The organism is Roseibium sp. SCP14 (assembly GCF_040329475.1).
Lineage (GTDB): Bacteria > Pseudomonadota > Alphaproteobacteria > Rhizobiales > Stappiaceae > Roseibium.
This window is the reverse complement of the sequence record NZ_JBDZYH010000005.1, coordinates 380,425-407,380: the sequence shown is the minus strand read 5'-3', so window position 1 is coordinate 407,380 and position 26,956 is coordinate 380,425. Positions and strand designations below refer to the sequence as shown.

Annotated in this window: 21 protein-coding genes and 1 tRNA gene; 5 read left to right on the top strand and 17 right to left on the bottom strand. The window is 57.1% G+C overall.

Annotated elements, in window-relative coordinates; all coding sequences use genetic code 11:
• Positions 1-3 precede the first annotated feature (3 nt).
• Complete coding sequence (locus ABLQ08_RS22000; RefSeq protein ID WP_352946403.1) at positions 4-843, top strand: DMT family transporter; 840 nt, start codon at positions 4-6, stop codon at positions 841-843.
• Here the strand turns inward: ABLQ08_RS22000 and ABLQ08_RS21995 are convergent, their stop codons facing one another.
• The 5 genes from ABLQ08_RS21995 to ABLQ08_RS21975 form a co-directional block, all read right to left on the bottom strand.
• A complete protein-coding gene (locus tag ABLQ08_RS21995; RefSeq protein WP_352946400.1) occupies positions 844-2,889 on the bottom strand; it encodes an SUMF1/EgtB/PvdO family nonheme iron enzyme in 2,046 nt (681 codons plus the stop codon). It abuts the gene before it with no gap.
• Positions 2,890-3,424: 535 nt separating this feature from the next.
• Positions 3,425-4,777: a (R)-1-hydroxy-2-aminoethylphosphonate ammonia-lyase gene (gene pbfA, locus ABLQ08_RS21990; RefSeq protein WP_352946397.1), complete on the bottom strand. Its 1,353-nt coding sequence runs from the start codon at positions 4,775-4,777 to the stop codon at positions 3,425-3,427.
• Positions 4,778-4,875: 98 nt separating this feature from the next.
• Positions 4,876-6,327, bottom strand: a complete 1,452-nt coding sequence (phnY, locus tag ABLQ08_RS21985) for a phosphonoacetaldehyde dehydrogenase (protein WP_352946394.1) — start codon at positions 6,325-6,327, stop codon at positions 4,876-4,878.
• A gap of 1 nt (position 6,328) precedes the next feature.
• Positions 6,329-7,573 (bottom strand): phosphonoacetate hydrolase, encoded by a 1,245-nt coding sequence (gene phnA / locus ABLQ08_RS21980; RefSeq protein ID WP_352946391.1) that lies wholly within the window; start codon positions 7,571-7,573, stop codon positions 6,329-6,331.
• Between the two features lie 17 nt (positions 7,574-7,590).
• Positions 7,591-8,778 carry a 2-aminoethylphosphonate--pyruvate transaminase gene (locus ABLQ08_RS21975; protein WP_352946388.1) on the bottom strand — a complete coding sequence of 396 codons (1,188 nt, stop codon included), beginning with the start codon at positions 8,776-8,778 and terminating at the stop codon, positions 7,591-7,593.
• A 121-nt stretch (positions 8,779-8,899) separates the two neighbouring features.
• Between ABLQ08_RS21975 and ABLQ08_RS21970 the strand changes: the two genes are divergently transcribed.
• On the top strand, positions 8,900-9,772 hold the full coding sequence (locus ABLQ08_RS21970; RefSeq protein ID WP_352946385.1) for a LysR substrate-binding domain-containing protein: 873 nt from the start codon (positions 8,900-8,902) through the stop codon (positions 9,770-9,772).
• 47 nt (positions 9,773-9,819) lie between these two features.
• Here ABLQ08_RS21970 and ABLQ08_RS21965 read toward each other — a convergent pair whose 3' ends face one another.
• From ABLQ08_RS21965 to ABLQ08_RS21955, 3 genes are all read right to left on the bottom strand, one after another.
• Positions 9,820-10,656, bottom strand: coding sequence for an alkaline phosphatase family protein (locus ABLQ08_RS21965; protein ID WP_352946382.1), 837 nt, complete (start codon positions 10,654-10,656; stop codon positions 9,820-9,822).
• A 192-nt stretch (positions 10,657-10,848) separates the two neighbouring features.
• Positions 10,849-10,925: transfer RNA gene (locus ABLQ08_RS21960), tRNA-Arg, on the bottom strand.
• Positions 10,926-11,075: 150 nt separating this feature from the next.
• Positions 11,076-11,501, bottom strand: a complete 426-nt coding sequence (locus ABLQ08_RS21955) for a PACE efflux transporter (RefSeq protein WP_352946380.1) — start codon at positions 11,499-11,501, stop codon at positions 11,076-11,078.
• Positions 11,502-11,611: 110 nt separating this feature from the next.
• Between ABLQ08_RS21955 and ABLQ08_RS21950 the strand changes: the two genes are divergently transcribed.
• A complete protein-coding gene (locus tag ABLQ08_RS21950; RefSeq protein WP_352946377.1) occupies positions 11,612-12,490 on the top strand; it encodes a LysR family transcriptional regulator in 879 nt (292 codons plus the stop codon).
• Between the two features lie 481 nt (positions 12,491-12,971).
• Here ABLQ08_RS21950 and ABLQ08_RS21945 read toward each other — a convergent pair whose 3' ends face one another.
• Positions 12,972-13,388 (bottom strand): septal ring lytic transglycosylase RlpA family protein, encoded by a 417-nt coding sequence (locus ABLQ08_RS21945; protein ID WP_352946374.1) that lies wholly within the window; start codon positions 13,386-13,388, stop codon positions 12,972-12,974.
• Positions 13,389-13,728: 340 nt separating this feature from the next.
• Here ABLQ08_RS21945 and ABLQ08_RS21940 point away from each other — a divergent pair, with 340 nt between their 5' ends.
• On the top strand, positions 13,729-15,816 hold the full coding sequence (locus tag ABLQ08_RS21940; RefSeq protein ID WP_352946372.1) for a GGDEF and EAL domain-containing protein: 2,088 nt from the start codon (positions 13,729-13,731) through the stop codon (positions 15,814-15,816).
• An 85-nt stretch (positions 15,817-15,901) separates the two neighbouring features.
• Here ABLQ08_RS21940 and gyrB read toward each other — a convergent pair whose 3' ends face one another.
• The 8 genes from gyrB to mutM all read right to left on the bottom strand — a co-directional run bounded on the left by gyrB (position 15,902) and on the right by mutM (position 25,999).
• Complete coding sequence (gene gyrB / locus ABLQ08_RS21935; RefSeq protein WP_352946369.1) at positions 15,902-18,355, bottom strand: DNA topoisomerase (ATP-hydrolyzing) subunit B; 2,454 nt, start codon at positions 18,353-18,355, stop codon at positions 15,902-15,904.
• 132 nt (positions 18,356-18,487) lie between these two features.
• Entirely contained in the window at positions 18,488-19,636 is a 1,149-nt protein-coding gene (recF, locus tag ABLQ08_RS21930; protein ID WP_352946366.1) for a DNA replication/repair protein RecF, read from the bottom strand.
• Positions 19,637-19,671: 35 nt separating this feature from the next.
• Entirely contained in the window at positions 19,672-20,790 is a 1,119-nt protein-coding gene (gene dnaN / locus ABLQ08_RS21925; RefSeq protein WP_352946363.1) for a DNA polymerase III subunit beta, read from the bottom strand.
• Between the two features lie 280 nt (positions 20,791-21,070).
• Positions 21,071-22,546: a chromosomal replication initiator protein DnaA gene (dnaA, locus tag ABLQ08_RS21920; protein WP_352946361.1), complete on the bottom strand. Its 1,476-nt coding sequence runs from the start codon at positions 22,544-22,546 to the stop codon at positions 21,071-21,073.
• A 156-nt stretch (positions 22,547-22,702) separates the two neighbouring features.
• Positions 22,703-23,137 carry a rhodanese-like domain-containing protein gene (locus ABLQ08_RS21915; RefSeq protein WP_352946863.1) on the bottom strand — a complete coding sequence of 145 codons (435 nt, stop codon included), beginning with the start codon at positions 23,135-23,137 and terminating at the stop codon, positions 22,703-22,705.
• Positions 23,138-23,790: 653 nt separating this feature from the next.
• Positions 23,791-24,057: a 30S ribosomal protein S20 gene (gene rpsT / locus ABLQ08_RS21910; protein WP_352946359.1), complete on the bottom strand. Its 267-nt coding sequence runs from the start codon at positions 24,055-24,057 to the stop codon at positions 23,791-23,793.
• Between the two features lie 176 nt (positions 24,058-24,233).
• Positions 24,234-25,007 carry an enoyl-CoA hydratase gene (locus tag ABLQ08_RS21905; protein WP_352946357.1) on the bottom strand — a complete coding sequence of 258 codons (774 nt, stop codon included), beginning with the start codon at positions 25,005-25,007 and terminating at the stop codon, positions 24,234-24,236.
• A 98-nt stretch (positions 25,008-25,105) separates the two neighbouring features.
• Positions 25,106-25,999 (bottom strand): bifunctional DNA-formamidopyrimidine glycosylase/DNA-(apurinic or apyrimidinic site) lyase, encoded by an 894-nt coding sequence (mutM, locus tag ABLQ08_RS21900; RefSeq protein ID WP_352946354.1) that lies wholly within the window; start codon positions 25,997-25,999, stop codon positions 25,106-25,108.
• A gap of 206 nt (positions 26,000-26,205) precedes the next feature.
• On the opposite strand from mutM, the gene ubiE reads away from it, so the two are divergent.
• A complete protein-coding gene (ubiE, locus tag ABLQ08_RS21895) occupies positions 26,206-26,955 on the top strand; it encodes a bifunctional demethylmenaquinone methyltransferase/2-methoxy-6-polyprenyl-1,4-benzoquinol methylase UbiE (RefSeq protein ID WP_352946861.1) in 750 nt (249 codons plus the stop codon).
• The last annotated feature ends 1 nt before the right edge of the window (position 26,956 follow it).

Below are 26,956 nucleotides of genomic sequence, written 5' to 3'. Positions count from 1 at the left end.
AACATGAGCCTGAGCGTCATCCTGATCGTCCTGTTGGCGGCCGTGCTGCATGCCACATGGAACACCATTGTGAAAACAGCTGCGGACGGGGCGATCACGCTTGGGCTTGTCGCGCTTGGGCACGTGCTGCCCGGGACCGTGATGGTTCTTCTTCTGCCGTTGCCTTCGGCAGAGAGTTTTCCTTACATTCTGCTGACGACGGTCATACAGTTCGGATATTTCTACACACTCTGCCAAGGCTATAAATTCGGCGACCTGAGCGTGGTCTATCCGATTGCCAGAGGCATCGTGCCTGCTCTGGTTTCCCTTTGGGCGGCGCTATTCGTTGGCGAATATCTTCCCTTTCAGGCCTGGGTTGGCATCGGCCTGATCGCCCTTGGTATCATTTTTTCCAGCTGGTCCGTGCTGCGGTCCGGCATCAAGAAGAGAGCGGTAGGATTTGCGATTGCTACCGGGATCTTCATTTCCGGCTATTCGCTCACAGACGGAATCGGTGTCCGTCTTTCCGGAAACACTCTCAGTTACTGGGCCTGGGGAGCCTTGCTGAACATCTTCGTGGTGATGTTTCTGGGCATGCGATATCGCGCGGTGCTACCGCATATGCCTGCGAGGACCTGGGTCATCGGCGTTGCGGGCGGAATGGTGTCCATGGTCGCTTACGGCCTGGTTCTCTATGCCAAGAACTTCGCGCCGCTTGGCGCCGTCTCCGCGCTCAGGGAAACATCCGTCATTTTCGCGGCACTGATCGGCTTCGTGTTCCTGAAGGAAGGTTACTGGGCGCGGCGGTTGACGGCGGCCATTCTGATGGTCGCAGGTGTCACAACGTTGAGCCTTGCCGTCTGACTAGCGCACGAAATCGTAGTTGGCGCAAAGATTGTAGCCGGAAGTGAAAGGCATACCGTCGCCGACGAAGGCCAGCATGATCAGCTGATCGGCGGAAGGTTGCGCGAAGACCAGATAGGTGACCGGTTCATCGCAAAGCGAATAGCCGCCAAGCAGGGACGGGTTCGCCGGCGGGTCGAGCTTGTAGATCTTGCCGGGCAGGTCAGCCTTCTGAACTGCCCATGGTCCCGTGCGCTCGGTCACGAACTTTATCGACAATCTGGTACCGTTGCCGAAGGTCAAACTGTTCTCTCCCATCGCGATGTCGCCCGTAACGAAACGTGAATTGCCGAGCGCTTTCCAGGTATGGCCGCTGGAATGCACTGGCTGCACCGCTTCGGTATTCACTTTCCTGACACTTGCTTCCTGGCTTTCCGTTATTTCACTGGCAGGCTGCGTCGTGTCCCGCGATGGTTGGGCGGTCGCCTCTGTCGTTTCCGGCCGCAATGACAGCGCGACCCTGAAACCGAGTGCGTTGGACCTGCCTCTTTTTATGTCGTTGGGCGCCTCCGGATCGTAGCCGTAGAAGAGGCGTTCCGACGCTCTCATGGATGTGTAGGGCAGTTCGTAGCCTCCACCCCTGGCAACGAAAACGGTGCAGCCGGACCTGGCACGCGCTGTGCCATCTGCGGGCGAGTCCGCGTGAGAGGTAAAAAAGCAGTCCGCCGTCATTTCCTGAACGTTGCCGAACATGTCGTACAAGCCCCATGGGTTGGGCTTGTAGCTGCCGACTTCCGCCGTCCACTCTCGCCGGATCGTTTCGGCGCATGGCGAGGCAATGCCGACGGCGTACCCGGAATGCTGATCGGCAAAGTTGGAAAATTCGCACGCTCTTGAGAGATCGTTGCCCCAGAAGGCAATCGTTTCAGTTCCGGCTCTGGCTGCGTACTCCCATTCGGCTTCGGTTGGCAGGCGATAGGCTCGACCGGTTTTCGTGTTCAGCCATTGCAGATAGGCCTCCGCTTCGCCGCGCGAAATGCACGTGGCCGGCTGGCGGTCGTTCACGGGCAATCCGGGCCGGCGATAAGATCCATCCGAGATGATGACGGCGTTTGGCCCATGCATGATCTTGTGGCTGTCGGGGTGGAGGGTGCCTGAGTGCTTGTGCGCCAATGGTCCCCGCTCGATGAGCCGTACGGTGCAGCTGCCACCAACCTCCCTACCCGTCTCTTTTACGAAGCGGTCGAACTCCTCGACGCTCACCTCGAAACGGCCGATGGCAAAGCTGTAGTCCAGGGTAACTTCGTGCCTGGGCAATGCATTCGCCAGATTGAGTTCGACGAAAGGCACACGTTTGTCCTCGGGCGTTGCTCCCATCATGAAGCGGCCGTTGGGTAGGGAGGCCATCTCGGGGCAGTATTCACAGTCCTTGAAAAACGTCACGTCGGAAGGGGGGGCTTCCAACGTTTCTTCCGCGTCGTGCCTCGATTGCATGTCTGCAGTTTCAGCCCTGGATTTCTGGACCAGTTCGATAAGTTGTCTCGTCTGTCCCGGTGTCATCATTCCGGTTGCCGGTGCATTGATCAGCCGTTGGAAAGCGGCAATGGCGGAACGGGTTCTGCGTCCTTCCACGCCATCAACCGGACCGGTGTTGAGGCCGAGACCGTTCAGCAGTTCTTGAATTTCAAGGAGTGAGTGCCCGCGCGTCTCCTCGCCGGTTCGCGTCGCGGATTGTATCGGCCTGCAAGGGTCTTCCCGCAGAATGCGCGACCCGTCGAATGAATTGTAAACGACACTGTGTTGCGGTTCGAAAAGGGCAATGACAGGGGCGGCATCAATCACCACCGAAACCATGTAGGTGCCGTGGTCGTCAGCGGGAGGAAGTACGAACCCGATCTCCCGGTTATCGATTTGGAGCACCTTGTCCTCAGGTGCGTAGTGTACCTGGTACGATCCATCCGGTCCCCGGCATTCCATGCTTCGGTTTTCATCAGCCAGAACTGAAGCCGCCGGGGTGAAAATGGTCGCAAATCCGAGCATACCGACGTGCAACAAACGTCTGGCCACAATCTCGCTCCCATTTGCGATCACCAGCAAACGTCAAGTCGCAAAGGACCTGGGATTTCTTCTGATTTGGGCTCGAGTTGAGCCTGTCTTCGAAGCGGTCGCGCCGATGATCGGAACACCATGATCTGGTAGGAAAATGGCAATCAAAATTCAAAAAAGCAGTTCGGCCACCATATCAAACAACCGGGTTGCGACATATAAATAAGGTTGTTTAGCTAAGTCTATTCACTTGCTGGTTTTGGTAACGAATTCGTGTGTGGGAGCAAGAAATCAAGCCGCTTCCCGAGTTTCTCCGACGGCATGGTCTAGGTTGTTGGAGTTGGCGGGGCTTGCCCCTGGTTGAGAAGTCCGACATGATCCAGACAATCCGATTAGAGCGAACTTGAAGGATAGTCGGTGATCCGATCTAGCCCACCGTGACAACATTCTTCCGGTCCGGCGAATGACGATACTCCACACCGGATCAAGCGGGATACTTCCGGGAACTCTGGTCATGCCACCGTCAGCCGAGGCAATGTGCCTCGGCCCTTGCGGATCAATCCTCCGCCTTGATTGCTCTGATCACAATGGAAAGCGCGTGATCCAGATCGGATTTGCTGATTGTCAGAGGCGGAGAAAGTGTGAGCACGTTTCCCTGACTGATCTTGAAACTCAGTCCCGCTTCCAGGCAGGCATAATAAATGCGTTCCGCACGGTCGACATCCGGAGTGTTGTCAGACTGGTCTTTGATGACCTCGACGCCGAACATGAGGCCACGGCCGCGGATATCTCCAACGGCCGGAAGATCCTGAAGTTCGTTTTTCAAGCGTGAGACGGCGTATGCGCCAAGTTCTGCCGAGCGCTCGACGAGACCTTCTTCTTCAATAATCTGGAGTGTCGTCAAGGCGGCGCGGGACGTCACGGGGTTCTTCTCGTGAGTGTAATGGCCAATGGCGTATTCACCGCACACATCCAGATCCTGCCGCGTGACGCAGGCAGCTATCGGCAGAATGCCGCCGCCGAGCGATTTGCCGACGGTGACGATGTCTGGGATGACGTCGTCATGTTCAAACGCGAACATCTTGCCGGTCTTGCCCAGGCCTGTCGGGATCTCGTCGAATATCAACAATGCACCATGCCGGTTGCAGGCCTCGCGCACCCGTTTCCAGAAACCGGGCGGCGGCACCAGGGGAATGGCGCGCATCGGTTCGGCAATCACCGCGCTGACATCTCCCTCGCGGCCGAGAACGAATTCGATCATGTTGGCGCAGGCTGCCGCGCTGTCCTCAAGGGTCTTGTGTCCGTAAGGGCATTGCGTGGGATGATAGGTGGCCACATGCTCCGTCCCCGGCAGAAGCGGCCCGGCAATGTGGCTGCGGAACGTCGCTTCTCCGCCAACGCTCGCAGCCCCGAAGCCGGCGCCGTGGAACGCATCCCAGAAACTTATGGTCTTGAAGCGCTTTGTCGCCGCGCGCGCGATCTTGAGCGCCACTTCGTTTGCATCGGACCCGCCGGTGGTGAACAGCACCTTGTTCAGGTCACCCGGCGCAATGCTGCCGAGCTTTTCCGCAAGTTCCACTGCCGGGTCGTTGGTGAACCGCCGTGGCGCAAACGGCAGGTCGTCCAGCTGTGCCTTGATCGCGGCAACCAGGCGCGGGTGTCCATAGCCGATGTGATGAACCGAGTTGCCATGGAAATCCATGTAACGCCGGCCGTCCATATCCTCGATCCAGATACCTTCAGCCTTTGCGATGGTCGAGACGCAAGGGGAGGAAAGCGATTGGTGCAGGAAGGCATTCGCGTCCCGTTCCAGAAGAGGTGCAGACTTGGGCCCGATCGACTTTTTCAGCCACGCCTTGCGGGCATCGGACGTATTGGATTCACCTTCCGTATGGACGAGTTGCGTCATGATTTTCCTCTCGCTGCCACGCAGAACGTGCAGCCTCTAGATCGACAGAAAAGGGCGAGGCCACATGGGCCTCGCAGTCCAGGGAGGAACGCCCCGGCTTATCGTGGCCAGGGCAGGGAATAGGTCTTCACATTGGTGAAGAACTTCATCGCTTCCAGAACACCTTCCTTCACCGCGTTGCCACTGTCCTTGATGCCGCCGAACGGAGACATTTCGATACGATAGCCTGGCTGCTCCCAGATGTTGCAGGTGCCAACATTCAAGCCGTTGATATAGGCAATTGCGCGGTTCAGGTCGTTTGTGCAGACACCGGAACTCAGACCGAATTCCGTTGAATTGGAAATCGCCATGACTTCCTCGTCATTGTCCGGAACCCGAACGATCGGAACGATTGGGCCAAAGGTCTCTTCCATGACCAGCTCCGACCCATGCGGAACCTTGTCCACAACGATCGGCGGCAGCAAGGCACCCTGGCGGCCCGGGTGATAAAGGATTTCCGCTCCCTCTTCGGCGGCCATCAGGACCCGCTTCTCGAACAGTTCCGCCGCCTGGGCATGAACCACGCATCCAAGCTGCGTTTCAGAATCCATCGGATCACCGAACCGGATCGCCTTGGCCTTTTCCAGAACCAGCGGAACAAAACGGTCTGCGACGCTTTCCTGAACAAGAATGCGCTTGACCGCGGTGCAGCGCTGGCCGGAGTTGCCTGTTGCACCTGCAACGGCAATCGAGGCCGCCTTTTCCAGGTCGGCATCCGACAGGTCATTGAGAATGATCAGCGGATCATTGCCGCCGAGCTCCAGGGCGGTCCGCTTGTAGCCGGCCTTTTCGGCAATCATCTTGCCCACCGGCACGCCGCCGGTGAACGTGATGATGTCGATGTTCTCGTTGGTGATCATCTCTTCGCCGATATCCTTCGGCCATCCCGTGACGATCTGGAACATCTCGTGCGGCAGGCCTGCTTCGTAAAGGATATCCGCCAGTGCTATCGCGGTCAGAGGTGTCAGCTCTGTCGGTTTGCAGACCACGCAGTTGTTGGTGGCGATCGCCGGCGCGATCTTGTGCGAAACCATGTTGAGCGGGTGGTTGAACGGCGTGATTGCAGAGATCGCCCGCACCGGTTCCCGTTTGGTAAAGATCTTGCGATCCTTGCCCTGGGGTGTCAGGTCGCAGGAAAAGATCTGACCATCGTCCAGGATCGCCATCTGACCGGCAAGGGTGAAAACGTCATACGCCCGTCCGGTCTCATACAGCGCATGCTGATGACAGATCCCGAGCTCCAGTGTCAGCCACTTGGCCAGCCATTCGCGTTTTTCACGGATCAGTTCCGCAGCGCGGAACAGGATCTGCTGGCGTTCGTAGCGCGTCAGAACCGGTGTGTAATTCGCCGCAATCTCGAAGGCGCGCGCTGCGTGTTCTGCCTTTCCTGCCGGAACGGTTCCGATGATTTCGTTCGTGTACGGGTAATGCACGGGCACGACATCGTCGGTGAAGACCTCTTCACCGCCAATGCGCATCCCCTCGTTGCGGATTTCTACGTTGATGGTCATCTCACTGGGCCGCTGCACTTGTTGCGTAATAAAAGGCATCGAAATTCCGCAGGACCGGCGCTTCCGGCAGATCGATCTTGCGGTTGACGATGAACGGAACCACCTGCTCGGTCAGTCCACCATGACTGCGCAGGGGCTCTTTCAACGCTGCCAGATCATGACGGTCTTCGGAAGTGCCAATGCAGATGTTTTCGCCCGAAACCATGACAAGGTCACCGATCCGGTCGCCCGGCAGCTCGTATTCCTTGATGGCTTCTTCCTTGGTCAGCACATGCGTGATGCCGTCAGTTGCGCGCAGTTTTGCAATGATGTCGGCCTGGTCTGCACCTTCCGGAAGATAAGCGGTCGCGAAGGAACCAAGGGCACCATGGTGAACGACGTAAGGGTCGGTGATCGGCAGGATCACGCGAGCCTGGTCCTTGCCCAGCCACTCGTCCATGAGGTCTTGAACGTAGACAACGGCAGGAGAACCGTCCGCCAGGTGTTTCGGCTTCATGCCGTGGTCAGCGGTGACAACGATGGCCGCGCCCAATTCATCCAGCTGGGCCAGATACTTGTCGAACATGGCGTAGAAGTCGAGCGCACCTTGCTGATCCGGAGCGAACTTGTGCTGGATGTAATCGGTGGTCGACAGGTACATCACGTCCGGTTTGAATTCCTTCAGGAGCTTCACGCCCGCCGCGAAGACGAATTCGGAAAGCTCTGCGGAGTAGACTTCCGGCACGTCCATGCCCAGCCACTTGGAAGCATTGTCGATACCGTTTTCGGCAAGTGTCGCCTGGTCGGACTTCTCCGAGGAGAAGCAGATGGCGCGGCCTTCATCGAATTTGAGGCCAGCACCCAGCAGTGCGCGCAGCTTGTCCTTGGCGGTCACCACTGCAACGCGGGCACCGGCTTCGTAGAACTTGGAAAAGAGGGTCGGTGCGCGCAGGAAACGCACGTCGTTCATCATCACCTCTTCACCCGTGTCCGGATCGATCAGGTAGTTGCCGCAGATGCCGTGCACGATCGGTGGGCGGCCCGTCGCGATGGACAGGTTGTTGGGGTTGGTGAAGGAAGGAATGACGGAATGCGCCAGCTTGTCGGTGCCTTCCTCGCGCATTTTCTTCAGGGTTGGCATCAGGCCCTTGGCGATCGCCACATCCAAGTATTCCGGTTCGCACCCATCAAGGCAGATCGCGATGGCCGGTACTTTCGGTCCCTGGTAAACGCGCTCGTTTGCTTCAACGCTCGTGTGAATTGTCATGTTTGTTCCTTGTACTCTCAGGAGGCCAGTTTGGCGCGTTCTTCCAAAGCTGCCGGGGGAGGGGTGGCGGAAGCAACGCCCATCTCGCGCAGCGATTCTCTGGCGGCAACAACAACCTGCCGCATAACGTGTTCATCCATCTGACCGATGCAGCCGACACGGAAACTGTCGACCACGGTCAGCTTGCCCGGATAAATAATGAAGCCCTTGTCTTTCATGAGCTCGTAAAAGCGATTGAAAATGAAATTCGGATCCGCCGGGCAGAAGAAGGTCACGATGATCGGTGACAGCCAGCGATTGTCGAGCAGCGTTTCAAAGCCGAGCTCGCGCATGCCCTTGACCATGACGTCCCGATTCTGGGTGTAGCGGCGCCCGCGCCCGGCGACACCACCTTCGGCTTCATGCGCTCGCAAGGCTTCCAGGAAGGCGGCAACGACATGGGTCGGAGGCGTGAAGCGCCATTGGCCGCTCTTGTTCATGTGCGCCCATTGGGCATGGACATCCAGGCTGAGAGAATGGCTGTTGCCTTTGGCAGCTTCCAACTCGGACTTGCGCGCCAGAATGAAGCCGAAACCCGGAACCCCTTCGATGCACTTGTTGGCCGAACTGACCATGGCTTCATAGCGGATTTGGGAGACTTCCAGTGGAATGGCGCCAAAGGCTGACATGCTGTCGACCAGCAGCTTCCGTCCGGCCGCATAAACGGCTTCCGAAATTTCCTCTACCGGATTCAAAATGCCGGAGGACGTTTCGCAGTGGATCGCCACGACATGGGTAATCGCCGGATCTTCCGCCAGGATCTGGGCCACCTCATAACCACGCGGAGGCAGATAATCGCCCTTGTCGAGCAGCTGGTAGTCACGTCCCAGGTAATCGAGCGTTTGCGCAGCCCTGAGCCCGTATGCACCGTTTGCCAGCACCAAAGCCTTGCCGTCCTTCGGGATGAAGGAAGCCAGCATGGCCTCAACGGAAAAGGTTCCGGAACCCTGCATCGGCACACAATCGAAATCGTCCGAACCGTCGCCCAGAAGATCGATCAGCCGTTGGCGCAATTCGCGGGTCATGGCGCGGAAGTCACCGTCCCAACTTCCCCAATCCACGAGCATGGCCTCCTTCACCGCATAGGAGGTGGTCAGCGGTCCAGGCGTCAGAAGATAAGGTTCACCCAGGCGCGGTGGCTCAATCCGTGGGTTATGGGCGTTCATCGGAAGCTCTCCAAGATTGGTGGTTCCCGAATACCTTTGCAGCAATTATATCTATATGTGAAATTGCAATTTTCAATCGAAATATAGGTGGGGCTTATATGTCGAATGTCGGAGGTTTGCTGTGCGCCACAGTCAGTTGAAGGCCTTTCATCACGTTGCTCTTCTGGGCGGGTTTTCGCGCGCTGCCGAAGCGCTTTGCCATACCCAGCCGGCCATCTCCGAACAGGTGCGCAAACTGGAGCAGGACCATGACGTGCTGCTGTTTCACCGGGAACGAAAGCGGGTGCATCTGACAGAGGCAGGCGAAACACTGTTCCGTATGACCAAACAGTATTTCGAGATCGAACAACAGATCGAGGAATACATGTCCGAAACCAGCGCTGCGATCGAAGGCGAGCTTCGTATCGTTGCCGATTCCGCGCACCATGTGACCGAAATCCTGACGGAATTTCGCAAGAAGTATCCGGATGTTACTGTGTCTCTGAGAGTGGGCAACACCAAGGAAATCGTCGAAGAACTTCGTGCCTACAACGCGGAAATCGGGATCGCGGGCAGCGTCGATCCCGGCAAGGACATGGATACGCTCAATCTTGGTTCGACGGAAATCACCGCGTTTGCGGAACGCGGATTTCTGCCTGGGGGCAAACGTGGTCTCAGCCTAAAAGAGCTTTCCAAACTGCCGCTGATCTTCCGGGAAGAAGGGTCCAAGACGCGTGCCAAACTGGTCGAGGCAGCTGCCGAGCATCGCATCCGGCTGAAGCCGGCCATCGTTGCCGAAGGCCGTGAAGCGGTGCGCGAAGTGGTGGCTTCGGGAGCCGGGATCGGCTTCGTGTCAAAGGCCGAGTTCGGTCACGATGACCGGCTGGTGCAGATCAATCTGACCGATGTCGATCTGAAAATGAGCGAGACGCTTGTCCATCTCGCGCAGCGGCGGGAAGTCAAGGTGATCCGCCACTTCATGGAAGTGGCCCGCAGGACAGTGGCGGCGAAATAGAAAACAGGCGCACCAGGGATCGTGCGCCTTCTATTTGGCAGTTCAGCCTATTTCTTTGGCGTGATGAAGGCTTCACGCATGCCTTCCGGAACTTTGATGCCCAGAAGCGCCAGAATGGATGCGGCAATGCGGAGCTGCGAAAGTTCTTCCGTTTCCGCCGGAGCCACGGCGTCGGAAAACAGGTAGAAGGGGATCTCGGTCGCAGCCGCTGTGGTGCCGCCATGCCAGTGGTCCGCCGTCATGCCGTGATCCGCGGTCACGATGATGTCGTAACCAAGCTTGCGCCAGACCGGGATGGCGCGTGAAAGCGCATTGTCGATGTGCCAGATCTGCCGGCGGTATTCCTTGCTGTCGCCACCGTAGGTGTGGCCGAGCGTGTCGGCAGAGCAGGTGTGCAGCAACATATAGTCCGGTGCATGGCGCTCCATCAGCAGCGTGGTCTGCGCGCAAAGATCGATTTCCGCCGGTGCGACCGCATTGATCGGGCCATAACCTTCCATCGAATAGAACCGCGCGAACTGGATGTGCGCGTTTTCGTCCTGGTGTTCGACGGAGCGCAATTGATCCCATGCTTCATCGATATAGAGCCGGTGGAAGTATTCCTGGGCAACGGCACCGGTCGTCTTGCCGGCAGCGCGTGCCAGGGAAAAGATGTTGGAGGAAGAGGACCGCCGCACGGCTTCGTTGGAAACGATGCCATGCTCATGCGGCCACAGACCGGTGTGGATCGTTTCATACATCGGGCCCGACAGGCTCGGGGTCGCGGTATGCATTTTCCAGCGCCGCGCCTGACCAAGCGTGACAGCACCTTCCAGATAGCCGCATTCGCTGACGACCGAGTCGTAACCCGCCCCATCCATGATCACGAGCGCCACTTTTGTCATTTGGAATCCTTTTCATCGCAACAGCCTGCGGCTGGTCGCCGGCTGACTTAGCCCGGTTTTCCGATTCTGAAAATACACCGGCTCCGACATCCGGTGTCGCGCATGCGGACAAGTTGGAACGCCTGAGCGCCAAGCATGCATGAACCGTGCCCTGAGGCACCATATTGCTCGGAAGGAGAATTCTTGGGGAATTGGCGCACCCGAGAGGATTCGAACCTCTGGCCTCTGCCTTCGGAGGGCAGCGCTCTATCCAGCTGAGCTACGGGTGCGTATCAGGCCGCTGGTGAACCATGCGGCGGATAGAGCGTCCTCTTACAAGATCCGGTTGCCTTCGGCAATGGCTTTCTGTGCTTATGGACAAGATATCATGGCAACGCTCACTGAGCTTGTGGCAGGGAGGAGCGCTTGAGGGGCCAGGTTTATTTGCCTGCGGGCACCGAGGAAAAGAGGCGGTCGCGGGTGATGTCATAGACCCAGTTGAAAACAACGGCATAAACGAGAAAGAAGACCACTGCGCCAAGGTCCATGGCCAGAACCGTCAGGAAACTTTCCTGGAGGACATACATGAGCAGTGGCAGCGATACGAAGATCAGGCCCAGCTCGAAGCACAGTCCGTGAAACAGGCGCAAGGGCAGGTGCCGTGACAGCCGGTCGGTGCCGAACAGACCGTCAAATCCCCAGTTATAGATAAAGTTCCAGACCATGGCGATCAGCGACAGGCTGATGCTTACCGCGGTCATGGTGCCCGCACCCTTGCCCGTCACCATCATCGCCAGGGGCACGAAAAGGATCAGCGCAATCACCTCAAAAAGGACCGAATGCAGAACCCGTTCTTTAATCGTCATGAATGAAACTCCAAAATCTCGGAGCTCCTTTAATCAAATTTCATGATATGAAAAAATCAATTACTATCAGAAATCATGATGATATTTGTGGGTTCACCGGGAGGGGCGTCATGTACAGTCTGGAACACCTCAGAATGTTTGCCGAAACGGTGGAAACGGGTTCTTTCTCGGCCTGTGCGCGCAAGCTTGGCAAGGTGCAGTCTGCAGTCAGTCAGGGGATCGCCTCTCTGGAGGTGGATCTGGATGTCGAACTGTTCGACCGCTCCACACGCAAGCCGACCCTGACGGCACAGGGCAGTCGCATTCTGGAATTCGCCCGTTCCATCCTGCGACAGGTTGATGATCTCAACGCAGCAACAGCTTCCATTCACCATGGCGAGGAAGCGGAAGTTCGGCTCGCGATGGACAGCGCCCTGGCGTTGCCGCACCTGCACCGGATTTTTCACGATTTCAGCGAACGGTTTCCGACCACTTCCCTTGATGTCGCCTCGATAGCCAGTCCGGATATTGGTAGCCTCGTGAAATCAGGCAGGGTGGACCTTGGACTGATTATCTCCGAAGCCGAAATCGACAATGAGGTGGAGCACTGCTTCATCGGAAATCTGCCGTTTCATGCCGTCTGCGCCATCGACCATCCGCTGGCCGGCCGTCAGCAACTCTCAATGAATGATCTGATCCCCTACAGGGAGCTGCTTTTGCGCGGCTCTGAGCAAGCAGGTCTGGATGCATTTCCCAAGATGTCGACGCTTGCCTGGTTCGCGAATGATTACCGCACGATCTGCGCCATGGTGATCGACGGTCTCGGGTGGGCCTATTTGCCGGCATTTCTGGCAGAGGACTGGATCGCTCAAGCCAAGATGCAACGCATGAATATTCGTTTCGATCACAAACCCTGGAGTCCTCCCGTGGAGATTCTCACGGCAAAGGAAACAACGCACGGGCCGGCGACCTGGTGGATGTACGAAGAACTGAAGTCGCTGATCGAGTGACCAGTCAATCCTGGGGAAGGGATCTGAAACGAGGGGCGAAAAAAGACTGACGCAGAGGACACCGGCGTAGCGGTTCGCAGCGGAAGGAAACTTACGCAGCTGACATCTACAAAGACCTCTGAAACCCAAGCAGCAGCCAGTGCGTTTTTTGGAAGTCGCGTATGCCCCAGCCACAGCAATCTGTAATTTTTTCGCGTACCATAAAAAAAACGCGCAGCCGGGAAGACTGCGCGAATAAAGTTACTGTGCACGTGGCCCCATCGACCACGGCGGCAACTCTAGCGGCATCTTTAACGAATGTCATTACCGTAAAATATTTTATTTTTTGATTCACCGTAATGCGACTGATCGTTATTCATACTGAGTCAAATACGAAACTTTTGTTCGCGTATATTTGCGAATAAGATTCAAAGGGTTAAATAAAGCTGATTTTCCTTAACGTCATGCGCGCCAAGACCGCTGCGTCAGTATTTTCAGCAGCTTATTGGCATTTTTCACGATGCCCTGCGTCAATTTGATCGTCCTTGCCGGTCACACGAACCCGTGTGATCCCTTTGCCGACGAAGCCAAGCTCCTTTGCTGCCGCCAGGGTCACGTCAATGACACGCCCCTTGGTGAAAGGGCCTCGGTCATTGATACGGACCGTAACGGTTCTACCGTTCGACAGGTTTGTCACATTCACCATCGTTCCAAAGGGAAGTGTCCTGTGAGCCGCGGTCAGGCCATTTGGGTCTGCTCGTTCCCCGCTGGCGGTCTTGCCTCCGAGCTTGTACCAGGAGGCCTTACCGCACTGCTCGAAGTCTTCGGCAGCGGCGGCGAAATGGCTGACAAAAATCAGAATGGCAGAGGTGCAGGCAACAACCGGCCAATTGAATTCCGGTTTGGTCGAGAAATTCATGAGTGGTTCCATTTGGGTGTGGGGTACATGGACCCGGTCAGGGACAATCGTCAATCAATGAACATCAATTCGCGGCGCGCCCATACGTCAGCATGGTGATGAAAATGTGGCAGGCAGGTGCGGGGGATGTGTGGATTATGTAAAGGTAAGTTAAAATTTTAACGAAATAAGCTGATTATAGATTAATTTTTTATTAACCATAAGAAATCGAAGACTTGTGGGAAGTTTTCCTCGCGCAAGTTTACACGTTAAACTGTGTTAAAGATTTCAGCATAAAGACGGCGCGTTGTTGTATTTGAGTGAGCGCCAGTTACGAAGATTTATTTGAAAGGGCGATCTGGTGCAAATCAGCCATCGGTTAGTAAATGACCGGCGGGGGAAATCCGGGAGTGCAGACGGTAAAACGCTCACGGATTTTCACACGTCCTTGCTGGAGGTGCTGCCGCACGCTGCCGCTTATATCGCCAGAGACGGCAGTATTCTGGTCTCCAACAAGCATATGGCTACCGAATGCGCAGCCCTGGCGATTGCCGAAGTTCCTTCAAACCTTAAGAACCTGCTGTCCGAGGCCAGCTGGAAACGGTGCGAGGTTGTGTTGTCCGCTGCCTTCAGCGGAGTTCCGGCACAAGCCAGTGGTGCAATCTACCTTCAGTCCGGCACTGTCTTCTGTCACCACATGATTTGTACATCCTTCATTTCCCTGACAGGGGAACGCAAGGCTGTGCTGGTGCAGTTCGATATGGAAGACGTCGGACAGGACGAAATCAACGGCCGGACGGACCCTGGCGAGCACGGAGCGCGGGACACAGCTGCCGGTCTTGAAAAAGGTCTGCTTGAACATTTTCCTGACGACGTTCTGATATTCGATGGCACGGAGACCGACGAGCGGAAAGCCTCGATGCTTCTGGAGATGACAGGTTGCAATTATGACCTGCATCGTTTGATCGAAATGCTGGCCTCCATCGGTGAGGATCTGCCGCAAACGTTTTACATTCCGCAAAATGGCGAAACCGATCCTTCCGGAAGAACAGACCGCCGGATGTGCGAAGTTCGGATGTTTCCGCTTCCGAAGGTTCGGAACGGCGCGGAAAGCCAACCGGTCTCCATGGCGATCATCAGGCGAAATGTCGATTGCCCGCAGGAAGTTGCCGAGAACCGGCGATTGGCTTATCAGGACCCCTTGACGGGACTTGAAAACCGTCGGGCCTTCAAGAAGGCTCTGAACCGCGAACTGGTTCGCTTGTCGGCGGACACAGAAACGGGGCTCGCAGTCTTTTACATCGACCTCGACGAGTTCAAGAAAGTGAATGATCTCGGAGGTCATGATGCAGGCGATGACATGCTCCTGCGGGTTGCGGCCTGCCTTCGCCTGACACTCGGTGAATTTGGAACCGTTGCTCGCATAGGCGGTGACGAGTTTGCGGGCATGGTTCCGGCAGCCAATGAAGAAGCGGCTCTGGAGATCGCAGAGAAGATTCTGGACGGGTTTGACCGGATCCGGCTCGAAGTCGGTGAGCGGGTTTTTACCATCGGAGGATCGGTCGGTGTTGCGTTCATCGACAGTGGCGTCTCGCTGAAGGATGGCGATGCGGCCAGCATACTGGGATTGGCCGACAGGGCCTGTTTGCGCGGGAAGAGATACGGCGGGCAATCAGTTCAAATTCATTCCGTCCAATCAGGCGATTGTCAGACCAGGCGCAACGATTTGAAGGAATTGCCTGAGCCGGGCAGCTTCCGTGCAAGCGAGTTGGCGCTTTATGCGATGCCCATCATGTGCCTGAAAAATGACAAGATATGTGGATCGGAGGTTCTCCTGCGGCTTCAGGGAGATCGGGCGGGAGGAATATCATCACGGGCCTGGATTTCGGCGGCCGAGCGATCGGGCTTCATTGCGCAGGTCGACGCCTGGGCGCTGGACAAGGTCCTGGACGCGGCCGAGCGCAATCCCGTGCGTTCCTTGTTGACCATGAACGTCTCAGCTGAGTCTGCACGCGACCCGAATTTTCGTGATGGTCTCTATCACCGCCTGTCGGTCAATCCATTGCTGGCATCGCGGCTTTGCCTGGAGATTGTTGAAAAAGATTTCCTGCGCGAGCCTGCAACGGTGGAATCTTTCTTCAACTTTGTCAGTGAATTCGGCTGCCAGACCGCGATTGACGACTTTGCCGGACATTGGCCTGTTCTGTCGCGCCTGACGGGCCTGCGCGTGGAATGGCTCAAACTGGAATCGAGCCTGACCCAACAGGTTGTCGATGAACCCGCCAAGGCAGCAATCTTGAACGGCCTTGTCAGGGCAGCTCATGAGCTTGGCATCAAGGTGATAGCCAAGCATGTCGAAACGGCAGAAGAGGCGCAGCTGCTGCAGGAGTTCAACATTGAAGCGGCGCAAGGCTTCTATTTCGGCAAACCCGAACCCTGGACGTCCTGAGGAAGATGCAGTGGTCGTTGTGTGAGGCCAAACAAAAAGAGCGGCGAAATCGCCGCTCCTGTTCGTTGTCTGACGCAGTTATTTATCAGATGTCGAGGTTGGCCACCGCCAGGGCGTTGTCCTGAATGAATTCGCGGCGCGGGTCGACCTCGTCACCCATCAGTTTGGTGAAGATGTCGTCGGCGTCATCAGCCTCTTTCACCTTGACCTGCAGCAGGGACCGGACATTCGGATCCAGTGTGGTTTCCCAGAGCTGCTCGGGGTTCATTTCTCCAAGGCCCTTGTAGCGCTGTAGGGAGATCCCCTTTTGTCCATAGGAATAGACCTGCTGAAGCAACGCCCGCGGCCCGCGAATTTCCGTCGGAATGTCCTTGCGGCGAAGAACTGCAGCCTTGCCGTAGACTTCATGCAGGTGTTCAGCGTGAGCTGCAAGACGGCGGGCATCTGCCGAGCCGAGCAGGGCGGCGTCGATCGTGGCCACTTCCTCGACACCGCGCACGGTGCGCCTGAAGACCAGGCTTCCGTCGTCACGTGCTTCACCCGTCCAGCCACGTTCAAATTCATCGGCCAGAATGTCCATGCGCCGGGCGATGTAGGCTGCAGCCTCCTCCGCCTTCGAGTGGTCTTCCAGGATTTCCGCTGTGAGAGCACCGGCAATCGCAGCCTGCTCAACGACATCGCGATTGTAACGGGAGTGCAGACCGTCGAAGATATCGGAAATCTTGCGCGCCATCTCAACGACTGAAAGCAGGTCCTGACCGGTGCGAACCTCGCCGCCCGAAAGCGTCAGCGATGCATCGTCAAGTCCTTGTGCAATAAGGTAATCTTCCAGAGCGGCCTGATCTTTCAGATACTGCTCCGACTGGCCGCGCTTGACCTTGTAGAGCGGCGGCTGAGCGATATAGACGTAGCCGTTTTCGATCAGATCCGGCATCTGCCGGAAGAAGAAGGTCAAGAGAAGCGTCCTGATGTGCGCGCCATCGACGTCAGCATCGGTCATGATGATGATCTTGTGATAGCGCAGTTTTTCGACGTTGAATTCTTCCTTGCCGATTCCGGTGCCAAGCGCGGTGATCAACGTGCCGATTTCGTTTGAAGACAGCATCTTGTCGAAACGGGCACGCTCAACGTTGAGGATCTTGCCTCGCAGCGGCAAGACGGCCTGGTTTTCACGATGACGGCCCTGCTTGGCCGAGCCGCCCGCGGAATCACCCTCCACCAGGAACAGTTCGGCCTTGGAAGCATCCCGTTCCTGGCAATCGGCGAGCTTGCCCGGCAGCGACGCAATGTCCAGAGCACCCTTGCGCCGGGTCAGTTCACGTGCCTTACGGGCGGCCTCGCGAGCGGACGCGGCTTCCACCACCTTCGACACGATGGTCTTTGCCGGGGCCGGGTTCTCCTCAAGCCACTCGTTCAGGATCTGGGAAATCAGGTTTTCAACGACAGGCCGGACTTCCGAAGAAACCAGTTTATCCTTGGTTTGCGAGGAAAATTTCGGATCCGGAACCTTTACCGAAAGGACGCAGGTCAGCCCTTCACGGCAATCATCTCCGGACAGGGAAACCTTTTCCTTTTTCATCAGGCCGGTCGATTCCGCATATCCGGTAACCTGACGGGTCAGGGCTGCACGGAAGCCTGCCAGGTGCGTCCCGCCATCGCGCTGCGGAATGTTGTTGGTAAAACACAGGACCTGCTCGTGATAGCTGTCGTTCCACCACATGGCGGCTTCAACCGTGATGCCATCGCGTTCGGCGCGCATGTTGATCGGATCTTCGATCAGCGGATGCTTGGCCCGGTCCAGGTAACGGACAAACGCCTCCAGTCCGCCTTCGTAGAAGAGCTCCTCGACCACGTCTTCCACGCCGCGCTTGTCCGTCAGGATGATGCGGACACCGGAATTGAGGAACGCCAGCTCCCGCAGACGGTGTTCAAGCGTGCTCAGGTCGAACTCCGTCCTGGTGAAGGTTTCCGGCGAAGGCAGGAAGGTGACTTCAGTTCCTTTCTTGCCATTTGCCGGGCCCACCACTTCCAGGGCGCCTTGCGCTTCGCCATGCGCAAACGTCATGAAGTGTTCCTGGTCGTTGCGCCAGATGCGCAGATCGAGCCTTGTGGAGAGAGCGTTCACCACCGAAACGCCAACGCCATGAAGACCGCCGGAGACCTTGTAAGAGTTCTGGTCGAACTTCCCGCCAGCATGCAGCTGGGTCATGATCACTTCTGCTGCAGAAACACCTTCTTCCGGGTGCAAGTCGGTCGGGATGCCGCGGCCGTTGTCGGATACGGTAACAGAACCGTCCGGGTTCAACGTGACGGTTACGTGGTCGGCGTGACCGGCCAGGGCCTCGTCGATGGCGTTGTCCACCACCTCGTAAACCATGTGATGAAGCCCGGAGCCGTCATCTGTATCGCCGATATACATACCGGGCCGTTTGCGCACGGCATCGAGACCTTTCAGGACCTTGATGGACTCTGCGCCATACTCGGCACCGTTCTCGGTTTCAGGCGTTGGAACAGGCTCTGACGTGGATGTGTCGCTCATGCGAATCAATCACCAATCGGTTTGTCTTTTCTACCCCCGTTATACGGGGTTCCTTGGGGCGTTCAACCACGCGGGGGCTGTAAGCAAGCCAGCAAAGGGATTCTGGTGGAAAACCATAAGATTCAGGCGGTTTTATGAGGTTTGCCCACCTCTGAGGAGACGGCTGCCGTGATCCTTGATCTCAAACACTTCGGCCCCGGACGGCAAGGCTTCGAAAAGCGCTTCGTCCGTTCCGGTCATGAAGACCTGTCCGCCAAGGGCATTCAGCTTGGTGAACAGCGCTTCCCGGCGGTTCGGATCCAGATGGGCGGCAACCTCGTCCAGCAGCAGAACGGGGGTCATTCCGGACACCTTTGCGGTCAATTCCGCATGAGCCAGAATGAGGCCGATCAGAAGAGCTTTCTGTTCGCCGGTTGAAGACTGCGCCGCCGGCATGTCCTTAGCGGCATGACGAACTTTCAGGTCGCTCAGATGCGGGCCGGTAAGTGTTCGTCCCGCAGCCCGGTCGCGCGGGCGTCCCTCATGCAACACTCGCCGATAGTGGTCTTCCCTGTCAGATGCGCTGAGACCGATCGTTTCAGCCTCAAAGGCTCCTTCCAGCGCCACTGCGGCATGCGGGAACGGGAGCTCCTGTTTGGCCTGGTCCGCAATCATCTGGCTGAGAAGGCCGACCGTTTCGTTTCTTGCAATGGAAACGGCTGTCCCGAGTTCTGCCACCTGAATTTCAAGGGCGCTCAGGAAAGCGTCGGACCCTCCCTGATCCAGAAGCCGGTTGCGCTGACGCAAGGCATTTTCGAAATCGCTGACCCGTCGTCCATGGGCCGGATCGATTGCAAGCGTCAAACGGTCGAGAAACCGTCGACGGTCCGAGCCCGAACCGGTGAAGAGACCGTCCATCGCCGGAACCAGCCACAACACGCGAACATAGTCGAGAAGAGTTTCCGACCCGCGCACTTCTTCGCCGTCGATCCGCACTTTCCTGCCGCTGGTGCCGGCCATCAGACCCGTGCCGATTTTGGTCTCCAGGTCGTCAAGCAGAACAGTCGCGGCTACGCTCCAGCTGCCGTCTCCGTCTTTTCTTGAGACATCGGCCAGGCTCGCCCGCCTGATGCCACGCCCGGCGGTGAGAAAAGAGATCGCTTCGAGAATATTTGTCTTGCCGGCGCCATTGGCGCCGACAAATGCCGCCAGTTTCGCAGAAAGGTTCAGCGACAGGCTTTCATAATTCCGGAAGTTGGTCAGGGACAGGCGGGTCAGTTGCGCCGTCCGGAATTCACTCATCAAACCGCTTCCGTCTTCTTAGCCTTTTACGGTCCTTAGACTCGCATCGGCATCAGGACGAACAGGCAATCGTCAACGGTATTGTCCTGAATGAGGGTCGGTGAACCGGAATCCGCCAGTCGGAACAAGGCCGTATCGCTGCTCAGCTGATTGGCGATATCCAGCAGGTAACGCGAGTTGAAGCCGATTTCGAGCGGTTCTGCGTCATACTCGACAGCAAGTTCCTCGGTTGCGCTGCCTGAATCAGGGTTGTTGACGGTCAGGACCATCCGCCCCTCGTCGAGCGAGAGTTTGACGGCACGGCCGCGCTCGGAAGAAATCGTCGATACACGGTCGACGGCTTCCTTGAATTCGTCCCGGTCAACCCGCATTTCCTTGTCATTGCCCTGAGGAATGACGCGGCCGTAGTCCGGGAAGGTGCCGTCGATCAGTTTGCTGGTCAACACGATGGAGCCGGTGGTGATCCGGATCTTGGTGTCGGACAGCTCGATCTGGACGTCAACTTCCGGATCTTCAAGAAGCTTTTGCATCTCGCCCACCGTCTTGCGCGGTACGATGATGCCCGGCATGCCGGAAGCGCCGGAAGGAGCGGGAACCTCGGCCTGGGCCAGACGGTGCCCGTCAGTTGCCACGGCGCGGAACTGCTGGCCGTTGGCGGCATCAACCGTGTGCAGGTAGATACCGTTCAGATAGTAGCGGGTTTCTTCCGTCGAGATCGCGAATTGCGTTGTGTCGATCAGCTTGCGGATATCGGCCGCCGTCAGTGCGAACCCGTGCGTGAATTCACCCGCCGTCAGATCCGGGAAGTCGGTTTCCGGAAGCATCTGTAGTGTGAATTTCGATCGGCCTGCCCGGATCTCCAGAGTAGCATTGTCGCTCGTCGTTTCCAGAACGACCTGGGAGCCTTCCGGGAGCTTACGCACGATGTCGTAGAACATGTGTGCCGGTACGGTGGTCGCACCAGGCATTTCGATCATCGCCGGCACCGCTTCAACGATCTCAAGGTCGAGGTCGGTAGCCTTGAGGTTCAGGGCGCCGCCATCGGCACGCAGCAATACATTCGACAGGATGGGAATGGTATTTCGGCGCTCGACCACCCGGTGAACATGGGTCAAGGACTTGAGGAGGTCGGTCCGCTCGAGGGTCGCTTTCATACGCTCATTCCGTACTCATGAAAAGCCAGACGGAACCGCCTGGCAAAACTGGACTTAGGGGCTCCTGTTAGGAGCGGGGGGAAGACACTGCCCTCTACAGCCGCCAAAAGCAAGGGGGCGTTCGCCTGGAACGCCCCCGAAAATGGTAGAATATCGTGTATTTTAACCCTGAGAGCACTCAATTTTTCTTCTTTGGCGAGTTTTCACACAAAAGAAGGAATTGCTCTTCGCCCGAGCATCGCGCCACGCAGACCCTGGGCCTGTGTGGCGAGTCCCGGGATTAGGCGTCCAGCATGCGCTTGAGCAGTTCGAGTTCCTGCGCAAGCGCGTAGTCACCACGGGCCATTTCTTCGATTTTCCGCACAGCGTGCAGCACAGTTGTATGGTCGCGATTGCCGAATCGGCGGCCAATCTCCGGAAGCGACCTGGGTGTCATCACCTTGGCGAGATACATTGCGATCTGCCTCGGGCGGACGATGGTCCGGGTCCGGCGAGCCGACAGCAAGTCGGCCTTGGTGACATTGTAGTGCTTTGACACCACACGCTGAATGTCTTCGATCTTGACCCGGCGCGGTTCACTGGAGCGCACCAGGTCGCGCAAGGTCATTTCAGCCATCTCTTGCGTGATCGGCTGATTGGTCAGCTGATTGTGGGCAACAAGACGGTTGAGCGCACCTTCAAGGTCGCGGCCGGAAGACGCGACGTGCCGGGCAACGTAGTCCAGAACACTGTCCGGCACGTCGAACTGCGGATAGTTCTTCTGTGCCATGTCGACGCGGGATACCAGAATATTCCGGCGCAAGACGAAGTCGGGTTCCTGGATGCCGACAACCAGACCGCCGGAAAGGCGCGAACGCACCCGGTCATCCAGTGTGTCGAGCTCGGACGGAGCCCGGTCGGCTGCCACGATCACCTGGCGCGCGCCATCGATCAGCGCGTTCAGGGTGTGACAGAACTCCTGCTGTACCTGCTTGCCGTGCAAGAACTGCATGTCGTCGATCAAAAGCAGATCGATGGTGCGTAGCGTTTCCTTGAATGCCAGTGCGGACTGGGATTTCAGAGCTGCCACGAATTTGTACATGAAGTGCTCAGCCGTGAGGTAAAGCACCTTGCGACCGCCAGCCCGTGCCTTGGCCGCGACCGCCTGCATCAGGTGGGTCTTGCCCAGACCGACCGAGGCATGGAGGTAAAGTGGATTGAAGGTCACGGCACCGCCTGCAGCAACCTGGCGGGCTGCGGCGAGAGCCAGATTGTTGGATTCACCTTCAACAAACGTCTCGAAAGTGTATTTGGGATCGAGCGCTGCACCCTGCAGAACGTCACGCGTGCTGTCGGCGGCCGTTTCGCCGCGTCCGAGAGCTGCCGTTGCCGCCTGAGCGCGTGTTACCTGTGTCGCATCGACCAGAGCATCGCCGCGGGAATCTGCAGACACGGGCTTTGCGCCCGACGGAGCTGCGAGGCTCGGCTTGGCAACCGGGGTCTGACGTGGCCGGATTGCGCCACGGACAGTCAGTTCAATGCGATGCACATTATCGCATTCACGCTGCCACAACCCCATCAGCTGGTCGTTGTAGTTGTTCTGGATCCATTGCTTGAGAAAGCGGGTGGGAACTGAAAGACGCACAGTGCCGTCCTGGTGTTCCTCGAGGTCTACACGTGCAAACCAGCTGGTAAAAACATCATCGCCCAATTCTGCGCGAAGCTGCTTCTTAACCCGCTTCCAATGTTCGGAGCCGCCTGCCTCCTGAACCTGCATGTCATCTGCCTCCTGTTCAATGAAGAACGATCCGCCACAGCCGTTCTTCGACGCCTTGCTGCTTTTGCAGCATTATTTTGTCCCTTTTTGGGACGGTTATGGTTGTTGACGCCCGAAATCAACCGGCCGCCTGTACCTTTCGCGAAGAAAGGGTGTCTAACTTTGTGTCCAAGGCAGTCCGGCGGCCTTCCAACCGGACTGGGTCCCGCGATGGCTCTCCGCGTCAAGCGGGCCTTCGAAACCGTCAGAAACGTTGAAGCATTTTGTGTAACCGGCCTGCGTCAGGGCTATCGCTGCTGCCTGGCTCCGTGCGCCGGAGCGGCACAGAAAATAGATTGGAGCGCCAAGGTCAAGTCCTTTTTTGACCAGCTGGTCTGAAACTGTCGTGGCAAATTCCGGATTGGGGCCGGAGGAAGGGAAGCTCTGCCATTCGATCAGCAAGGTTTCCTTACCGATCGAACGCAAATCCGGAACTCCGACAAACGCCCATTCGGCCTGCGTTCTGACGTCGACCAGAACCGCGTTCTGCTCACTGGAAAGCGCGTCAAATGCTTCTTGGGAGTTCACATTTCCAGCGTAGCTACCCTCAATTTGCACAACAGCCCCCTTCAATAGCCAGCGGCTATTGATTAAAAGTAATAACAAGAATTTTGGGAAAGAGAACTAAGCCTAAAAGTCGCTAAGCGCCCAGCTTAGTGAATACATTACTGTATTCATACCGTGCTCTTAATGCCCCGTGCCCAGATATATATAAAATTGACTTGTTCATTTTTGATCCAAGCACTGTTTTTAGGTTGTTCGCTGATCTTTTTCCCTGCCAGCCAATTGTTAATATACAGACCGAGCGGAACGGAGCAACAGCGGGATTTGCCGTATGGTCGGTGATATGCGCTTCTACCCCAGCGTCATCGATTATTTGCGTTGTGTTGCCGATTGACCAAACGCTTTTGGCAGCAATGACTTTTTGCTTTGCAGGACGGTGTCACAATTCAAAAACAACAATTTTAAAAAAAAATTCACGATGGACGGCTTGACTCGTATCGAATCCGGTTTGATTGGGTTATTCAACCCCTACATGTGCATAAGATATTGATATAAAAGGCTTTTTTCTGTCAGTATCGTAGCTGGTAAAATTGACAATATTGCGCGCACTGGTTGTCGAGATGCTTCATCCACAAATTTGCGCGGCTAAAAAAAACCCGGCACTGAGGCCGGGTCTTTTTAACGGTCATGTGACGGAAGAATTACGCGCCGAGAGCCTTGATGCGAGCATTGAGGCGGGAAACCTTCCGGGAAGCCGTATTTGCGTGCATGACGCCTTTGGACGCTGCGCGCATGATTTCCGGCTGTGCGACCTTGAAGGCTTCGTTTGCGGCACTCTGATCGCCAGAAGCAATAGCTTCTTCAACGTTGCGCAGGTAGGTGCGTACGCGGCTCCGGCGAGCTTTGTTCGTGGCCGTCCGGCGGGCAATCTTGCGGGCCGCCTTCTTGGCCGATGGTGTGTTGGCCATGGGCTCAATCCTGATCGGTAATTGGGACTAATGTCCGGTGGCGATCGGGACCAAGGCGCCAGTGCCGTATGACCCGATCAAAAAACAACGGCGGCGGAAGACCGCCACCGATTGGGCGCTGCTTATAATCGTGCTTGGCGCTTCCGTCAACGGCTTTATCGTTGAAACGCTGAAGATTATTTGTTGTGGAACTGCGGTGCACGCTTCTCGCTGAAAGCGGTCATGCCTTCCTTTTGATCTTCCAGGGCGAACATGGCCTGGAACACGCGCCGTTCGAAGCGGACACCTTCCGAAAGCGTTGTTTCATAGGCCCGATCCACGCTTTCCTTCGCCATCATGACAACCGGTAGCGAGAAGTCGGCGATCTTTTCGGCAGCCTTCATGGTTTCTTCCAGCAATTCGTCCGCCGGCACGACCCGGCTGACAAGACCGCTTCTTTCGGCTTCATCGGCATCCATCATGCGGCCTGTCAGCACCATATCCATGGCTTTGGACTTGCCGACAAACCGGGTGAGGCGCTGCGTTCCGCCTGCACCCGGAATAACGCCCAGCGTGATTTCCGGCTGGCCGAACTTTGCAGTATCGGCGGCAATGATGAAGTCGCACAGCATCGCCAGCTCGCAGCCTCCGCCAAGCGCATAGCCCGCAACGGCTGCGATGATCGGCTTGCGGTTCTGCGAAACACGGTCGAACGGCGTGATCAGGTCGGTCTGGTAGGCGGAGGAGAAGTTGTGCGGCAGCATCTCCTTGATGTCCGCTCCCGCGGCAAAGGCCTTCTCCGACCCGGTAATCACCACACAGCCGATCCGCTCATCTGCATCAAAGCTGTCCAGCGCCGTTCCCAGCTCTGCGATCAGCGCCGAGTTCAGCGCGTTCAAGGCTTTCGGCCGGTCAAGCGTGATCAGGCCGACTTTTCCGCGTTTTTCGACGCGGATGTTCTCATATCCCATATTGCCCACTCCCAGTGCCAGGACATGTCAAAACTTCGGATCATGCCTAACCGACCGGGGTAGGTCTTGCAAGGCTGGCCGATTGGGTAGGGCTCGGTTCAGGATTGGCAATTAGGACAATAGAAGGTGGAGCGATTGGACTGGACGATTCGCTCGATCGTCCCGGAGCATCCTTCGGTCCTGCAGGTTTCACCCTCCCGGTCGTAGACCGCAAAGGAATGTTGAAAATAGCCGAGCGTGCCGTCTGTCTGGGTGTGGTCGCGCAAACTCGAGCCGCCGGCCTTGATGGCATCCTGAAGCGTCGCGCGGATGTTTGCTGCGAGTTCTTCAGCCTTTTTGGAGGGGTTTCCTGTCTTTGTAACAAGCGTGCCTGCAGCTCTGCGCGGGCTGAGGCCGGTGCGCCAGAGGGCCTCGCACACATATATATTGCCGAGACCCGCGATCAGTTTCTGATTCAGGAGCGCTGCCTTTAGCGGTGATTTGCGCCCCTCGAAGAGCCTTGCCAGCGTTTCGCCGCTCAGGTCATTGCCAAGCGGCTCCAGTCCCAACTCTTTGAAGTAGGCGTGTTCGGCAAGCTGCGGCCGGGGGACGAGATCCATGAAGCCGAAGCGGCGCGGGTCGTTGTAGATAATCCGGGCCTTGTCATCGCTTTGTGTTTTCAGGTGGAAGACCACGTGGTCATGCTTGGTGTCCTTGCCTTTCTTGTGGGCGAAGGCTCCGGGGGTTGCTTCTGAATTATCGTTTTCTATCCGAAACGATCCAGACATTCCCAGATGCATGACCAGAACGTCGCCGCGGTCGGTATCGGCAAGAAGGTATTTCGACCGGCGTGAAAGCGCGCGTACCTCCGCTCCCGTCAGGCGGTCTACGAACTGATCGGGAAAGGCAAAACGCAGATCCGGTCGGTTCTGGTCGACGGCGACAATGGTTGCGCCTTCGAAAGTCGGTGCAAGACCGCGTTTGACAGTTTCTACTTCCGGCAATTCAGGCATCTGTGGGCTGGTCTCCGCTTCGCTTGCGCTGTATAGGCCTGCGGCATATGGGTTTCTTCGGTCGGCAAACATAGCGCTTGGCAGGCGCTTGTACTATGGTCCGCCGCAAATTGAAGATTGATAGATATGAAGATCCGCCAGGAGAGGCGTTCATGACGCAACAGGCACAAGGACAGAGCGGCGCAACCAACCGGTCGCCGGAGGAGATGCCGACGAGCTTTGGCTTCACCAAAGTGGCCGAAGGGCACAAGCAGGCGCTGGTGGACGACGTCTTTCACAAGGTGGCGGATCGTTACGATCTGATGAACGACCTCATGTCCGGTGGATTTCATCGGGTCTGGAAAGACGCGATGGTCTCCTATCTGGCGCCGCCCAAGTCCGGATCGGCCAATTGGCGGCTTCTTGATGTAGCGGGTGGCACGGGAGACATCGCGACACGTGTTGTACGCCGTTCGAACGAAACGGTCGAGGCCGTGGTCTGCGATATCAACGAATCGATGCTGGGTGTAGGTCGCGACCGGGCCGAAAAAGCCGGGCTTTCGGATCTGATCACCTTCAGCCAGGGCAATGCGGAAGACCTGCCGTTCCCGGACAGGAGTTTCGATGCTTATACCATTGCCTTCGGTATTCGGAACGTTCCCGATATCCCGAAGGCTCTCAGGGAAGCCCGCCGTGTCCTGAAGCGGGGTGGCCGCTTCATGTGCCTGGAATTTTCCGAAGTCGACGTGCCGTTGCTGGACAAGGTCTATGACACCTTCTCCTTCAATGCCATTCCGGCTATGGGCAAGTGGGTGACAGGGGATGCCGATCCCTACCAGTATCTGGTGGAATCGATCCGCAAGTTCCCGAGCCAGGAGCGTTTCGCGGAAATGATCCGGGACGCCGGGTTTGAGAAAGTAAGCTTCCGCAATTATTCGGGCGGCATCGCCGCTCTGCATTCGGGATGGAAACTCTAGT